Below are 14,793 nucleotides of genomic sequence, written 5' to 3' on the forward strand. Positions count from 1 at the left end.
GCGATGCGCCAAGGCTCCACTAGTCGCCGCGGAGCCTCAGGTTGCTGGCGGTCAGCTTTTCGCGAACTTCGTTCAGGCTGGTCACGCCGAAGTTCTTGCACTCCAGCAATTCGTCGCCGGTGCGGCGAACCAGTTCGCCAATGGTCGAAATGCCCAGGCGAACCATGCACTTGCGAGCACGAACCGATAGATTGAGTTCCGAAATCGGACGATCGAGCAGCGCCTGTTCGTCGGGCGACAGACCGGCGACTTCGATGGTCGGTTCCGGCGTTCCCTTGTCGGAGGAGAACTGCCCCAGTTCCAAGCCCTTCGAGTGCAACATCTCGCGAATTTCGATCAACGAGGTTTCGCCGAAGTTCTTGCTGGACAGGAGTTCCTGCTCACTGCAGCGGGTCAAATCGCCCAGCGTCTGAATGCCCATCTTCTGCAGGCAGTTGCGGCTGCGAACCGACAGCTCGAAGTCGGTAACCGGAATGCTGAGGACCTGGGCGATGCGGTCCCGCTTCTTCTGGGCTTCCTCGTCGTAGAACATGTCGCTCGACGCCTGGGCGTCTTTGAGATACATGCGAGCGCGGGGTTCATTCGGATAAGCGTCCAGAATGCGGGAGTAGCAATGAGCGGCCTTGTCGAACTCGCCCCGGTCTTCCAGCAGGATGCCCAGGTTGAGCAGCGTACCGACGTGCGTCGGGAAGCAAGCGGCCGCTTTTTGGTAGTAACCGAGCGCTTCTTCGTCGTTGCCGCGACGATCATTTTCCAAGGCTAGGCCAAACAGGGCGCCGGCATGAGTCGAATCGGACTCGACAGCTCGCTCGTACAGGGCGACCACTTCGGCCGGGTTACCGCCCAGCGCGGCGACCGTCGCGCCACGTTGATACAGATAGTCGGCGGTTTGCTCGACCGGACCAAACAGGTCGTCCAGTTGCTTCATCGCGACGTCATTGCTGCCGGAGGCGCGGTGCGTCTCGACGATCGCCAACTGGCATTCGTCGCGGTTGTAGCCAGCCGTTTGCGCGGCCTGATAACCTTCGATCGCCTTGTCGAATTTGTTCAGGGCGTAGTTGGCCTTGCCTCGATAGTAGTGGGCCAGGGCGCCGCCGTCGGCGTTCGACAGAATTTCGATTGCGCGGTTGTTGCGACCCAGAATGTAGAGACAGACGCCAAGGCGGACATTGGTCGCCGGCGAACGTTCAGGCTGGCTCGCTTCCAGTTCGGCGACGCTGTCGCGGAGCACCGCGAAGCTGGCGTAGTCCTTGGAAAGCAGGCGGATGATCTGACGAATTTCTTCGGGGCCGAATGTCGTGTTCGACAAGACGACATGCTTCAAATCAAAATCCAAACCTTGAACCATCCGTCGATTCTCCCAAATCAAGTTGGCCGGCGGTCAGACGAATCGTCATCCCAGACGAGCGACTGTATTGCCGAAGAACCCCGCAAGATCGCGGGCAATTACATGGCGAACGGCATAGAAGCGTCGCTTCGAGGGGGAAGCCCTCGCCACGTACTTGGCGCCCTCGCCATCGTCAGGCGAGGTCTAGCGGAGTGTGTGATCACAAAAGAGCCTGCGGTGGGAGTCGAACCCACAACCTCAGCATTACGAATGCTGCGCTCTGCCAATTGAGCTACGCGGGCAATGCCGGAAACGAATTATAGTGCCACAACTGGCGCGATCCGTGAAGGGGGGATCTGTATAAGAAGAATTTTTCGTGCCAAGAAAGGTTCGCGCGGCAGAAAAATTGATTTCACCGGTGAAAAACCGGGCAATTTGGCCAAGAAATAAAAACTGGGGCCAACTGCCGCGCCAACAGGTGTCAGCACACTGGATCGTCAGGGGCAAGGCAAACCACCCAGTGAAGAACGACAGCGGCCCCACGGGCCAGCTTGCCACCTCCTCCGAGGAGATGGCGATCAACCCCTAACGCAACCGCCGGACCAATACCGAGCAACGGCCGCTTCGTTCGCACGCAAAACACTACAGCAAAAGCACTTAAAAAAATTCCAAAATCGCTTCCATGCCGTTCTCAATCTGAGACGCTCCCATTAGCGTTGGATGTTGCTACACCCCGATCAAACAAACCCCTTACAATAACCATTTTTCGCCCTAGCAGAGCAACCAGACTGAGGGGACCGCGGTCTGCAAGCTCTTGTAAGACATAGGCTTGCGCACAAAGCGAACTGTTTCATTTTGAGAAACCTCTCTTATCAGGCGCGTGGGTCAGTCAGATTTGTCTCAATCTGAAACAACGTGGAAGCCCGAAATTCGGCTGTCTCGAATCGAGCCAGCCGATACGATGGAGAATTACCGTCGAACGATTCTTCTTTCCCCAGCGAGCGCGCGTGAACTTTCAGCCATTTGCAGCCGGTCAGCCGGGGAGAATCGTCCTCTTCTACAACCCGATCGCCGGGCCGCTCCACCGCCACGACAAGATCGACCGGCTAAAGAGCCGCCTAGAGCGACAAGGCTACGAAGTGGTCTCGGCGACGACGCTGGTTGACCTGGAAACGCTGGTCGACGACTCCGTGCAGTTCGTCATCTCGGCTGGCGGCGACGGAACGGCGGCGGCGGCAGTCGCCCGGATTGGCGATGACACGCCGCTGGCGATCTTTCCGACCGGCACCGAAAACGTCTACGGAAAGTACCTCGGCATCAGCAATTCGACCGCCGCGTTTGTCGAGTTCCTGTCGCGCGCAATGATTTGCCAGATGGACGCGGCGACCGCCAACGGCCGCATTTTCCTACTGATGCTGGGAGTCGGCTACGATGCCGAGGTGGTCCATCAAGTCGCCGCTCAGCGGAAAGGGCACCTGACGCAATCGGCTTATTTCGGCCCCATTCTGCAGACGTCCTGGCGGTATCCGTTTCCCAATTTGCAGTTGGAGCTGGAAAACGAAGCGGGGGAAGTCGAGCGTCTCGACGGCAAATGGGCCTTTGTCGTCAATGTGCCGCGGTATGCCTGGGGAATGAGTTTCGCCCCCCAGGCCGTACCCTGGGATGGCCTGCTCGACGTCTGCATCTTGCGTCAGGGAGGGCTTGCGCCGGGTATCGGCTATCTTTACTCGATCCTCCGCGGCGGCTTGAACGCCCGGCGGGACGTCACCTATCGCCGCTGCCGCCGCATTGAAATTGCGAGCGACATGACCGACGTGCGGTTTCAAACCGATGGCGATCCAGGCGGGCCGTTGCCAGTGGAGATTGCCGTGGCGCCGGGTCGATTTCCCTGCCTGGTTCCGCGAGAATTTGCAGAGAATCATCAACAACTGGCGGCCAACGAGGCGGTTTTGTGAAGTTCTTGCGCGGCCCTGGTCAATGATTCCAAGTAAAATCAAACTGGTAGCAATTCCGAAGGAGCGAACGTGGGCGGAACGGCCAAAATCAACAATCTGACGTGCGGCGACGGGCAATCGCTGCTGGTCGTCGCTGGACCGTGCGTGATCGAAAACCTCGATCTGACGTTATCGATCGCCGAGAGCCTGCACGAAATGGCGTCGCGTTTGCCGATCCAACTTGTCTTCAAAGGCTCGTTCGACAAAGCCAATCGTACCAGCGGCTCCGCGTTTCGTGGCCTGGGAATTGACGAAGGCCTGCGGGTGCTGGAAGAAGTCGCTCGCCGGTTCGACGTGCCGGTGACGACCGACATCCATGAATCGCATCAGGCGGCGAAAGTGGCCGAGGTTTGCGATTTACTGCAAATCCCGGCGTTTCTCGCTCGCCAGACCGATCTGCTGCTGGCGGCGGCCAGCACCGGCAAAGCGGTCAACGTAAAAAAAGGGCAGTTCATGGCCCCCTGGGATATGAAACATGTCGTCGCCAAGCTCAAAGAGGCCGGCAATCCCAACATCATGCTGACCGAGCGAGGGACCTTTTTCGGCTACGGCCGCTTGGTTAACGACCTGCGGGCGCTGCTCGAAATGTCGTCGCTCGGCGTTCCGGTCATTTACGACGCCACCCATAGCGTCCAGGAACCTGGCGGACTGGGCGGCGCAACCGGCGGCAACCGGGCGATGGTGCCTCCGATGGCTCGCGCTGCGGCGGCGGTCGGCATCGACGGCCTCTTTTTTGAAACGCACCCCGATCCCGATAAGTCTCCGAGCGACGGACCGAACATGGTTCCGCTCACCGAGGCGGAAAAACTCCTCCGGCAAGTTTTCGCGGTTCGCGAAGCTGTCTCTTCCAACCAATAGCACGATTCGACAACCATGCGATTTTCCTTTCTGCTGACGCTGTTGACGCTCTGCTCGCTCGCCGTGGGCTGCGGCGGTTCGAAACCGAAATCGAAACCCGGCGCCAAGCCCGCCGCTGTGTCGACCGCCGCTGCGCGGCAAGCGTCCAGCGACGCGCAAGCCGACATGCTGCAGCAGGCGCTGATCCTGCTGGAAGACCTCGACCAGTTCAACGCCGAGGTGGTCCAGCGCGAAGTGCTGCAGACGCTCAATCGCTGGCTGCACAATCGCAAGCTCAATCCTGATTGGCAGCCCGATCCGCTGATCGAGACGTTGCCTGAAGAAGTGCGCCAGATGTCGCGGATGGAAAACCTGGCGACCTCTTACTTCCGCGACCCGAAATATCCCGGCACCTTGCGCGGCAGCGACTTCGACTACATCGAAGGTTGCGTCTGGGCCTATTCGCTCTCGACCTATATTCGCGAACACGCCGAGTTGCCGCCCGAGTTGGCGAAATGGATCACCACGCAAGAGAACCTGACCACCAACGGCGAGCGAGAAGACTTGCGAACCGCTTGCATCCTGTTCGACTGGACGGTCCGCAACATCCAGCTGCGCGACGAGGCGAGCCAGTTCGCCCCCGGCACGGCCCGCGAGCCATGGGAAGTGCTGCAGATCGGCTATGGCGATGCGGTCGAACGGGCCCGCATCTTCATCCTGATGGCGCGGCAGCAAGGCCTCAGTCCATTCGCGTTGGAGCTGAAGAGCGATGACGGCAAGAAGTCGACCGATGTCGTCGGCGTCGCAATCGCTGGAGAAATTTATCTGTTCGACGCCGGCTACGGACTGCCGCTGACCACCGGCGAAGGGGTCGCGACGTTGGCCGAAGCGAGCCAAGGGGAGGGCGTCACCAAGGCGATGTCTTCCACCAAGTACGCCTATCCGTACGACGCGAAAAGCTTTGAGAACGCCACCGCGCTGATCGACGCCTGCAGCACGTCGCTGCTGCAATCGTCGACGCTGCTCGAGTCGCAACTGACCGGCAAGTTGCGGCTTCGCTTGGCCGTTGAACCAACCAAACAAGCGGAAACGCTCAAGGCGGCCGGCATCAAGTATGTGCGTCTGTGGGAAGTCCCGATCCTGGCCGAAGATGGACTGCGACTTCGCCTGCGAGATCAACCGACCGCCGGCGCTACGCAACCGACGCTGGCGCAACAGTTCTACATGGAACGCCAACTGTACGATCAGACGTCACCCTTGGCGATCGGGCGATTGCTCCACCTGATGGGACGCTTCGATAACGAAATCCAGCGTCCAGGCGCTCGCAAGATGTACCTCTTCGCCCGTAGCTTCGACCTGCAGATGCAGAAGCTCAACTTCCGCGAGCAAGTCAAGCTGATGGAAGCGCAGGGCATGCGACTGCCGCGCAATCCCGAACAGCAGCAGTACTACGTCAATGCGATGCTCGAAAACGCGAAGACGCTCAAGATGGTCGCCAGCTACCAATTGGGGCAAATCGCGCTTGACAGCGAGCAGTATCCCTCGGCGATCGACTACTTCGAGATTCGCACGCTGAAAGAGTTCCCCGCCATTATGTACGCGTCTCAAGCGCGTTACGGCCTGGCCCGGGCTAACGTCGGCCAGTCGACCAACAAAAAACTTTCGCTCGAAGAACAACAGCAAGCGATCGAGACCGCCGTTGAGTGGCTCACCTACGTCGACGACATCGCATCACCCCAGCGCCGCGGCAACACGCTGCTGGCCGAACGCTTGATCCCGCCGCAGGAAAAGGAAGAGGAGCCCGAAGCGGAGGAGCCAACCGAGGAAGAGGAAAAATCGGAGTAGCGTCCGCTATCAGTCCGTTGATTTTCTCGACGGACTGCGTGATCGCATGGATGCGATCCCAAAATAGCGACGTAAGTCGTTATTTTGCGAGCCGCGAAGAGCTATGCTCTGAGCCTGGCGAGGTTGAAAAATGCCACGATGGCATGATTTCAACAGGCAGCTATCCGGACCAAAATTCGATTTCCCTACACAACGACGAAGTGCGCACAAAAAAAAGGCGCCGCGCGATGATTCGCTGCGGCGCCTTTTCTCTTTTCTTGATCGCCTCCTGGTTACTTCCAGGGGAACGACTTCTCGGTCAGCTCTTCGTACGCTTCGATGTACTTGGCGCGGGTTTGGCTGACGATCTCGGCCGGCAGTTCCGGCGGAGCGCTGTTCTTGTCCCAGTCGGTCGTTTCCAAGTAGTCGCGGATGATCTGCTTGTCGAACGACGGCGGACTAACGCCAACCTGGTACTGATCGACCGGCCAGAACCGCGAGCTGTCGGGCGTCAACACTTCGTCGATCAGCAGCAACTCGCCATCGACGACGCCCCACTCGAATTTGGTGTCGGCGATGATGATCCCTTTTTCGCGGGCATAGGCGGCGCCGCGGGTGTAGATGTCGATGCTCTTGTCACGTAGCGTCGAGGCGAACTCTTCGCCGATGATCTCGCACATCCGCTCGTACGAAATGTTGATGTCGTGGCCCGACTCTTCTTTGGTCGCCGGGGTGAAGATCGGCGTTTCGAGCTGGGCGCTTTGGTCGAGACCGGCCGGCAACGGAATGCCGCAGACCGTGCCGCTCTTGCCATATTCCTTCCAACCCGAGCCCGCCAGGTAACCGCGGACGACGCATTCGATCGGCACCACTTCGGTCTTACGGACCAGCATGCTGCGCCCTTCGAGCGCGGCCAGATCGGTTCCTTCCGGCAGCCCGAAGTCGGCGACGTCGAGCGAGAGCATATGGTTGGGAACTCCCAACTTCTCGAACCAGAACCGACTGATCTGCGTCAGCACCCGCCCTTTGTCCGGCAGCGCCGTCGGCAAAACATAGTCGAACGCGCTGGTGCGATCCGAGGCGACCAAGAGCAACTTGTCACCCAAATCGTAAATGTCACGTACTTTTCCGTGCCGAACCGGCAAGTCGATAGTCATGGCAAATCACTTGTCGTTGAGTCAAATTTCCCCTATAGCCCGGCAATCTTAACAGACAGGCGAAAGGATTGGCTAGTACGCACCAAAAAGCGGAGGTGCAAGATTTGCGTAAACCGATTAGACTAGAGAGCTTACGTACCGACGCCCTGCGGCTGTTCCCGTTACCGCTTCTGCCAGAGGTTCGCCCCCCGTGGGATCATTGCGATTTTATGCGCCGCCGATCGATCAACTCTCCCGTCGCTACGACGCCGCATATGTCGTTGACTACGATCAGATCCCCCGCCGCTCGAACGTGATCCACGACGGCAAGATCTTGTCGATCGAGTTTGAAGGGGACGATTCCGTCAAACTGCGGATTCCCTGGAACGTCGACGATTCGCAGTCGTACTTGCTCTCGACCTGTTCGCTGCGGGCTCGGACCGAACCGTATCACCTGGCGCTGGAAGTCGCCCGCGGCGTCCTTTGCCGCTTGAAGTCGCTGGTCGCCATCTGCGACGCCGCCGATATCGAGCAGACCGAAGCGTTTTACGCCGCCCTGGGAGCCGCGATCGACGCGTTTACGATCGCCGCCACCAGCGATCACCACGGCGCCGCATCGCAGGAAGCGGCGCAGAAATGCATCGGCCATACGGCGGTCGCTTTCGCGCACCTGACGTCGGTCTATCGCGACGCGGCGATCGATTTCATCCAAGAGCATGCGCCTCACCGCACGTTTTTGTATGGCGTCAACATTCGCAACACGCATCCATCGGCCGACGCCTCGGCGCTGTTGCGGCCCACCTTCAACACGGCGGTTGTGACCCCGGTCTGGAAAGACTGCGAACCGAACGAAGGGCGTTTCGACTACGACGACGTCAAAGAACGCATTCGTTGGTGCCGCAGCCAAGGCCTGCGCGTCGTCGGCGGCCCGGTCGCCAATCTCGACGCGCTACATGTCCCCGATTGGCTTTACTTGTGGGACGACGATTTCAAAAGCATCTTCGGCTTCTTGATGCAGTACGTCGAAACGACCACCCGCAACTTAAACGGCATGGTCGATCTCTGGTACTGCTCGTCCGGGATCAACACCACCCGCGACTTTCACCTGACCGAAGAGCAGCAGTTGCGGCTGCTGGTCGGTTCGATCGAAACGATGCGGCGCAACGAACCGCAGACGCCGGTCTTGGTTAGTTTCGATCATCCGTGGGGCGATTATCAGAGTCACTCCAATCGCGACCTAGCGCCAATTCACTTTGCGGAAGAGATCATCCGAGCCAACCTGGGCGTGACCGGCGTCGGGGTCGAACTCAACTTTAACGATTGCGACGGCGCCGTTTTCCCCCGCGATCCGTTTGAGGTGATTCGTCTGTTGGATCAGTGGGGAATGTTGGGTCTGCCGCTGTTCGTCACGCTGACGTTCCCCAGTTCGCGCCGCTTCGACAAGCGCGCCCAGCGGCAGATTTCGGATAACAAAAACCCTTGTTTTCCGATCACTCGGCGTCGCCAGCGAGAGTTTGTCGAGTCGGTCATACCGCTAATTCTCTCTCATCCGCAGACCCAGGCGGTTTTCTGGAATCAATTTACCGACGCGACCCCGCACGCCTATCCGAATGCCGGTTTGTTCGATCGTCGGGATCGTCCTAAGTCAACGCTACGAAGTTTGCGAGAAATTCGTCAGCACTATTTGACTTAGCTCTCGGGACGGGTTCCACTAGCAGAAATGCCCCGCCCCCTGAAGATAGGCCCCACCATGCTCAAGACCCTCCTCGCCGCCGCTCTCTGTCTGCCGGTCGCCACCCTCATCGCCGCCGAACCAATTCCGGGCATTGGCCCTGTCGGTCAGGTCCAAACCCTGGCCAAGGACTACACCTTTACCGAAGGCCCCGCTTCGGACAGCGTCGGCAACCTGTACTTCACCGACATCCCCAACAATCGCATTTATCGCCGCACGCCGGATGGCAAGCTCGGCGTCTTCTTCGAGCCGTCCGGCCACACCAACGGCACGATGGTCCGCGGCGATCGGCTGCTGATTTGCCAAATGGACGGCCAACTGGCGAGCATCTCCCTCAGCGGCGACGACTACAAAGTGCTGGCCGGCAAGTACAAGGGAGAACGCTTCAACGCCCCCAACGATCTGGTCACCGACATCCAAGAGGGCGTTTACTTTACCGATCCGCGTTATCGTGCGCCGACGCCTTGGCCGCAGAAGGTGGAAGCGGTCTATTACTTATCGTCCGATGGCGAAGTGACGCGTTTGATTGACGACGTCGTCGCCCCCAACGGCGTGATCCTGTCGCCCGACGAGAAGACGCTGTACGTCGTCCCGTCGATGGAAAGCACGCTCTACGCTTACGAAGTGCTTGGCCCGGGAAAACTCGGCAAAAAGCAGGCTCTTTGCCAATTTCGTCAACCCGAAGGCGAAGAGAACAACGGAGGCGACGGTCTCACCATCGATCAGAAGGGGAACCTGTACGTGACGACCAAGTTGGGCGTCCAGGTGATCAGCCCGAAAGGTGAGATCCTAGGAGTCATTGAATTTCCGGAACATCCGGCGAACGCCACGTTCGGCGGACCTGAAGGAAAGACTTTGTTTGTGACGGCCCGCGCTGGGCTTTACTGTGTGGAAATGAGCGTACTGGGACACCAGTTCCCGGGAAAATAGCGCACGCTCAGTTTTTGATTTCTCAATACTTGGGGGAATGGATATGAAGTTGTGGATCTCGGCCGCGTTGTTCTGCGGCGCGGCGATGTTGGTTGGTTGCGGCGGTACGGTCGAAACGCCGGTTGAAAAGCCGGCCGAAGAACCGGAAGTGACCATGCCCGCCGAATCGACCGACACTCCGCCGGCGGAAGAAAAGCCGGCCGAAGAAAAGCCGATGGAAGAAGCTGCCTCCGACTAATCGGGGCATCGCCTCTCCCACTTCGCCAAATGCGAAAGAGACCGTCGCCAACGGGGTGACGGTCTCTTTTTTGCGCGCATCGGCGTGATTGGACCGCAATTTGGTCGATTTGGCGCAAGGCGCCTCCAACGTCTTGCAAATCGTCGCATTAGGAAGCAGACTATTCTTGGCTTTTTTGCCTAACCACGGTGCACTCCTCGATCCGCAAACCTGCCCCATGCTTCGTAATATTACCTCGCTTATCCTGCTCCTCGCACTTTCCTCGGTCAGCTTCGCCGCCGACAAACCGGGCGTCTACGTCGACCCCAACAACGTCAGCGACACCGACTTCTACTACCAAGGAGAGTTCTACGGACCGCTCACCCTCCCAAGCGGCTGTTTGGAGATGACCGGCCTGCAGGTGGTCGCCCAAGGCAAAGGCAAATTCTCAGCCCTGCAGTACAAAGGGGGTTTGCCCGGCAATGGTTGGAATAACGGTCCGAAGCTGGAACTGACTGGCGAGCTAAAGGATGGCGTGATCTTGCTGCAGCACGACGCCTATGTGATCGCGGTCGATCCGAATCACGCCGTCGTCACCAACGGGGCAGGGGAGACGCTCGGCAATCTCCGCAAGGTTCGTCGCAAGAGCCTGACGCTGGGACACAAGCCGCCGCATGACGCCCAGGTCCTGTTCGACGGCACGTCGACCGAATACTTCCAAAATGGCAAACTGACGCCGGAAGGTTTGCTGAAAGCGGGCACCATCACCACCTTCCCGGTCACCGACTTCCAGTTGCACCTAGAGTTCCGCACCCCGTTCATGCCGGAGAAATCTTCGCAGGCTCGCGGCAACAGCGGCGTTTACATTCAGGAACGGTACGAAGTGCAGATCCTCGACTCGTTCGGCAAGACGCCGGAGTTCAACGACGCCGCTTCGCTCTACCGAACCAAGTCGCCGGAAATGAACATGTGCTTCCCGCCGCTGCAGTGGCAAACGTACGACATCTACTTCACCGCAGCTCGCTTTGACGACGCCGGCAATAAGGTGGCCGATGCCCGACTGACCGTCTACCAAAACGGAATCGCCGTCCAGCGCGACGTGGCGATCCCGAACAAAACGGGCGCCGGTAAAAAAGAAGGCCCCGAACCCGGCCCGATCAATCTACAAGACCACAACGACCCGGTCGTCTTCCGCAACATCTGGATCATCGAGCCGTCGACGCCGATCAGCTTCGCCAGCGCTTCTTGTAGCTGTTTGTAGGATCGTTGGTTCCGCTACTTCGACCGAGAGTCGCATCGTAGCCCGAGGCGCGAGCCGAGGGAATGCGGTCGAAGAGAAAGCGGAGAGCGGAAAGCGGCAGGGAGTTAAGACACTAGCCCGCCGCGCCAGCAAGGGAATGTGGTCGCAAGCAATTAGAGCGGTTTTCCTCCATCTGTATCGTTCTGGCTGGTTGCGGCCGCCGTGACCAGCTTGCCTCACTAACGCCAGAAACGCTACAGCTATCAGAAAAACGCTCTAGTGAACGTTTTCCCTCGGCTGGCGCCTCGGGCTACGATGGGGAACGCGAAGCGGAAAACGCCTTAATCCAACCGCTCGTAGCAAACCAGGCACATGTCATCGAACTGCGAGCCCATGAACTCGCGGACGTCTTGAACGATCGCCTGACCAAGCTGGGCGACGGTCGGAAATTCCTGCTGGGTTCGCTCGCGAACGCGGGGAATGCCGAACTGCTCGTCGTTGGCGTCCATCGCTTCGTTGATGCCGTCGGTGAACAAAATGATCCGTTCACCCACCGCGATCGGAACCGTCGCTTTCTCGTATTCCAGATCAGGGAAAACGCCCAGCGGCAGGCTGATTTCGGCCTCGCCGATATCGTCGACGGCGCCACTGGTGCGCCGTAGCATCGGCGCCATGTGACCGGCGTTGAGTACGGTCAGCTCATGCTTCTCAAAGTTCAAGATGTTCAGCACCAGCGTCACGAACTGGTCGTCCGGAATACTTTCGCTGAAGGTGTTGTTGAGCGTGCAGAACGCTTCGGCCGGATCCTCGATCGACGCCAACGTATATCGGGCGTCGGCCGACAGCTTGGCCATCAGCAGCGAAGCGGCGATGCCGTGCCCGACCACGTCTCCCAGCAAGATCGCCACGCGATTGTTCGGCAGCGGAATGTAATCGTAATAGTCGCCGCCGACCGAGTTGGCGGCGCGATAGTAGTCGAAGAAATCGTACCCCGGAGCGGCCGGCTTGCCTTTCGGCAAGAAGCCGATCTGCACCTGGCTGGCGAGCTTCAGATCGCGTTCGATCTCCTGCTGCTTCATCGCCTTTTGATGCAGTTGTGCGTTGTCGATCGAAATGGCGGCCTGCGACGCAACGCTCATCAGCACTTCCAGATCTTCCTGCTGGAACCGCTTGCGCTGATCAAGCGTATCGATCTGCAACGCGCCAAACGCCTTGCCATCGCTGTCGATCAGCGGGGCGCACATGATCGAGCGAATCTGAAAGTCGGTGATGCTCTGGCTCATCTCGAACCGCGAGTCGGCCGCGGCGTCAGCCGACAGAATCGCCTGCTTTTTCTCGATCACATGGTTGATGACCGTGCGGCTGATCCGGATGTTTTCGTCGCCGGGTCGGCGGGTATTGGTCCAGCGAGGCGTTAAGCCTCCTTTTTCATCCTGCAGGATGATGAACCCGCGATCGGCCTGCAGAAAAATCTTGAACAGGCTGGCCAGCACCTGCGGGAAAACGTCTTCCGGGGCGATAACTCCGCCCAGGTTTTTCGTGATTTCGAGCAGCGCGGCAAGTTTCACCTCGGCGCTGGCTTGCAGCGAGACGCCGCCGGCCTGCGACGAGACCTCTAGCTGCGACATGATCGTCGACGGGGCCGAGTCGTCATCGACCATGATCGTACCGTAGACGCCGCCCCCTTCACGCTGGGTCAAACTGCGCGACGAAGGTGGGGCGAAAGGCTGATCGAGATGGAAAGTGAACGTGACGTCGCAGACGCGAATCATGTCGCCATCTTTAAGCTTCTGCAGCGAATGAATCGCCGTGTCATTGACGAACGTCCCGTTCCGGCTCCCCAGGTCCTCGATCATCAGGTCCTGGCTTTTGCGGGTAATCTGGGCGTGATGGCGGCTGACGGCGCCGGCGTCGACGACGATATCGCATTCCGGATGCCGTCCCATCACGTACTTATCGCCCGCCAGATAAATTTTCTTTCCGGCGTCCGAACCGTTGACCGCTACTAGATAACTGCTCATCGGCGTCGCTGCGTCAGTGGAATAGCGATGGGGGTGGAAAATGGCTGCGCGAACCACTCGCTGATTTCCCCCCACTAGATCAGAAATAGTCTATCAGCCGACGGGGTAAATCGCCAGCGGCTGAATCCCTTGACGCCAAGCAACTTACGCCATACTCTTTACGAACCGATTGGGGAATAGTGTAACGGTAGCACGACAGATTCTGACTCTGTTAGTCTAGGTTCAAATCCTAGTTCCCCAGCTTCTTTCATCGAGCGATGGCCACCTTCCCCCCTCGCTCGCCAACGCCACGAGAGGCCCCATGAGCACTGGAACGCCGCCAGAGCAGCGGGCGCAACCGAGTGCGATCGCATTTTTACGGCTGTTTGTCTTCTGTTTTGCGATCGCTTTAGGGGTTTCGTGGGTCGTCAGCAGTTTCATGCTGTCAGACCAAGCTCCCGTCATCGATCCCAACGCCGCTCCCCGCCAGATCACCGCTCGGGGGGATTTGGCCGCGGACGAAACATCCACCATCGAGCTGTTTGAATCAGCCTCGCCGTCGGTCGTCTACATCACGACCACCGCTTTCGCCCGGCGAGCGATGAACGTTAACCCGGTCGAAATCCCCTCGGGCGCCGGTAGCGGCATCGTTTGGGACAAGAAAGGGCATATCGTCACCAATTATCACGTCATTCGCGACGTCGACCAGGGAAGCGGCGGCCGGGCGATCGTCACCTTCGCCGACCATTCCTCGCGCGAGGCCCAAATCCTCGGCGGTTCGCCCGATAACGATCTGGCCGTGCTGCAATTGGTCAATCCCCAGAACGCACCGCTGGTGCCGCTGCAGGTTGGCCAGTCCGAGAATCTCAAAGTCGGCCAAAAGGTCTTCGCGATTGGCAACCCGTTTGGCTTCGACCAAACCTTGACCACCGGCGTGATCAGCGGGCTAGGGCGTTCGATCCGTAGCGACTCGGGCCAGCCGATCAACGACCTGATTCAAACCGACGCCGCCATCAATCCCGGCAATTCGGGCGGTCCGCTACTCGACAGCAGCGGCCTATTGATTGGTTTGAACACGGCGATCTACAGTCCCTCTGGCGCCTACTCCGGCATCGGCCTGGCGATCCCAGTCGATACGGTCAACGCCGTTACGACCGAGATCCTGCGCACCGGCAAGGTATCGCGCCCCTACATGGGAGTCGCCGTGTTGCCGGCCGCCGCAGTCAGCCAACTGCAATTGAAGGGCGCCTTGATCGGCGACGTCATCCCCGACAGTCCCGCCGCCAAAGCAGGCCTGGAGCCAACGATCATCACCCAGCAGGGGGTCGATAAGTTTGGCGACGTCATCATCGCCATCGATGGCAACCCGGTGAACAATCACACCGATATCACCGGCCAATTGTTCCAGCACAAGGCAGGCGACACAGTTCAGGTGACGGTCATCCGTGGCGCCGGAACTCCCGATCCGCAAGAAGTCAAAGTTGACGTCACCTTGGCGGAAGCCCGCTAAGCTTCGCCCAGCATCTTCGGACGTCTTCACCTCGATAGCCAATAAA

General features: G+C 59.1%; 12 protein-coding genes and 2 tRNA genes. 10 read left to right on the forward strand and 4 right to left on the reverse strand.

Annotated features, from left to right (window positions below):
- Positions 1–19: 19 nt before the first annotated feature.
- Positions 20–1,348 carry a DNA-directed RNA polymerase subunit alpha C-terminal domain-containing protein gene (locus tag Enr8_RS17355; protein WP_146433864.1) on the reverse strand — a complete coding sequence of 443 codons (1,329 nt, stop codon included), beginning with the start codon at positions 1,346–1,348 and terminating at the stop codon, positions 20–22.
- Between the two features lie 208 nt (positions 1,349–1,556).
- Positions 1,557–1,629: transfer RNA gene (locus tag Enr8_RS17360), tRNA-Thr, on the reverse strand.
- A gap of 74 nt (positions 1,630–1,703) precedes the next feature.
- Here Enr8_RS17360 and Enr8_RS17365 point away from each other — a divergent pair.
- The 4 genes from Enr8_RS17365 (at position 1,704) to Enr8_RS17380 (ending at position 6,003) form a co-directional block, all read left to right on the forward strand.
- Positions 1,704–1,916: a hypothetical protein gene (locus Enr8_RS17365; protein WP_146433866.1), complete on the forward strand. Its 213-nt coding sequence runs from the start codon at positions 1,704–1,706 to the stop codon at positions 1,914–1,916.
- 418 nt (positions 1,917–2,334) lie between these two features.
- On the forward strand, positions 2,335–3,282 hold the full coding sequence (locus Enr8_RS17370) for a diacylglycerol/lipid kinase family protein (protein ID WP_186767720.1): 948 nt from the start codon (positions 2,335–2,337) through the stop codon (positions 3,280–3,282).
- 69 nt (positions 3,283–3,351) lie between these two features.
- Entirely contained in the window at positions 3,352–4,179 is an 828-nt protein-coding gene (gene kdsA, locus Enr8_RS17375) for a 3-deoxy-8-phosphooctulonate synthase (protein WP_146433870.1), read from the forward strand.
- Positions 4,180–4,194: 15 nt separating this feature from the next.
- Complete coding sequence (locus Enr8_RS17380; protein ID WP_146433872.1) at positions 4,195–6,003, forward strand: hypothetical protein; 1,809 nt, start codon at positions 4,195–4,197, stop codon at positions 6,001–6,003.
- Between the two features lie 272 nt (positions 6,004–6,275).
- On the opposite strand, the gene Enr8_RS17385 is transcribed toward Enr8_RS17380, so the two are convergent.
- The gene (locus Enr8_RS17385) at positions 6,276–7,139 is read right to left on the reverse strand and encodes a phosphoribosylaminoimidazolesuccinocarboxamide synthase (RefSeq protein WP_146433874.1); all 864 of its coding nucleotides are present in this window, start codon (positions 7,137–7,139) and stop codon (positions 6,276–6,278) included.
- 190 nt (positions 7,140–7,329) lie between these two features.
- On the opposite strand from Enr8_RS17385, the gene Enr8_RS17390 reads away from it, so the two are divergent.
- From Enr8_RS17390 to Enr8_RS17405, 4 genes are all read left to right on the forward strand, one after another.
- Positions 7,330–8,811: a hypothetical protein gene (locus tag Enr8_RS17390; protein ID WP_146433877.1), complete on the forward strand. Its 1,482-nt coding sequence runs from the start codon at positions 7,330–7,332 to the stop codon at positions 8,809–8,811.
- A gap of 57 nt (positions 8,812–8,868) precedes the next feature.
- Positions 8,869–9,780 (forward strand): SMP-30/gluconolactonase/LRE family protein, encoded by a 912-nt coding sequence (locus tag Enr8_RS17395; protein ID WP_146433879.1) that lies wholly within the window; start codon positions 8,869–8,871, stop codon positions 9,778–9,780.
- A 43-nt stretch (positions 9,781–9,823) separates the two neighbouring features.
- The gene (locus Enr8_RS17400; protein ID WP_146433880.1) at positions 9,824–10,018 is read left to right on the forward strand and encodes a hypothetical protein; all 195 of its coding nucleotides are present in this window, start codon (positions 9,824–9,826) and stop codon (positions 10,016–10,018) included.
- A gap of 217 nt (positions 10,019–10,235) precedes the next feature.
- Positions 10,236–11,258: a 3-keto-disaccharide hydrolase gene (locus Enr8_RS17405; RefSeq protein ID WP_146433882.1), complete on the forward strand. Its 1,023-nt coding sequence runs from the start codon at positions 10,236–10,238 to the stop codon at positions 11,256–11,258.
- A gap of 320 nt (positions 11,259–11,578) precedes the next feature.
- Here the strand turns inward: Enr8_RS17405 and Enr8_RS17410 are convergent, their stop codons facing one another.
- Entirely contained in the window at positions 11,579–13,258 is a 1,680-nt protein-coding gene (locus Enr8_RS17410; RefSeq protein ID WP_146433884.1) for a SpoIIE family protein phosphatase, read from the reverse strand.
- A 170-nt stretch (positions 13,259–13,428) separates the two neighbouring features.
- Here Enr8_RS17410 and Enr8_RS17415 point away from each other — a divergent pair.
- A tRNA-Gln gene (locus Enr8_RS17415) sits at positions 13,429–13,499 on the forward strand.
- Positions 13,500–13,559: 60 nt separating this feature from the next.
- Positions 13,560–14,747 carry a S1C family serine protease gene (locus Enr8_RS17420; protein WP_146433886.1) on the forward strand — a complete coding sequence of 396 codons (1,188 nt, stop codon included), beginning with the start codon at positions 13,560–13,562 and terminating at the stop codon, positions 14,745–14,747.
- The last annotated feature ends 46 nt before the right edge of the window (positions 14,748–14,793 follow it).

The organism is Blastopirellula retiformator, assembly GCF_007859755.1.
Taxonomy (GTDB): domain Bacteria; phylum Planctomycetota; class Planctomycetia; order Pirellulales; family Pirellulaceae; genus Blastopirellula; species Blastopirellula retiformator.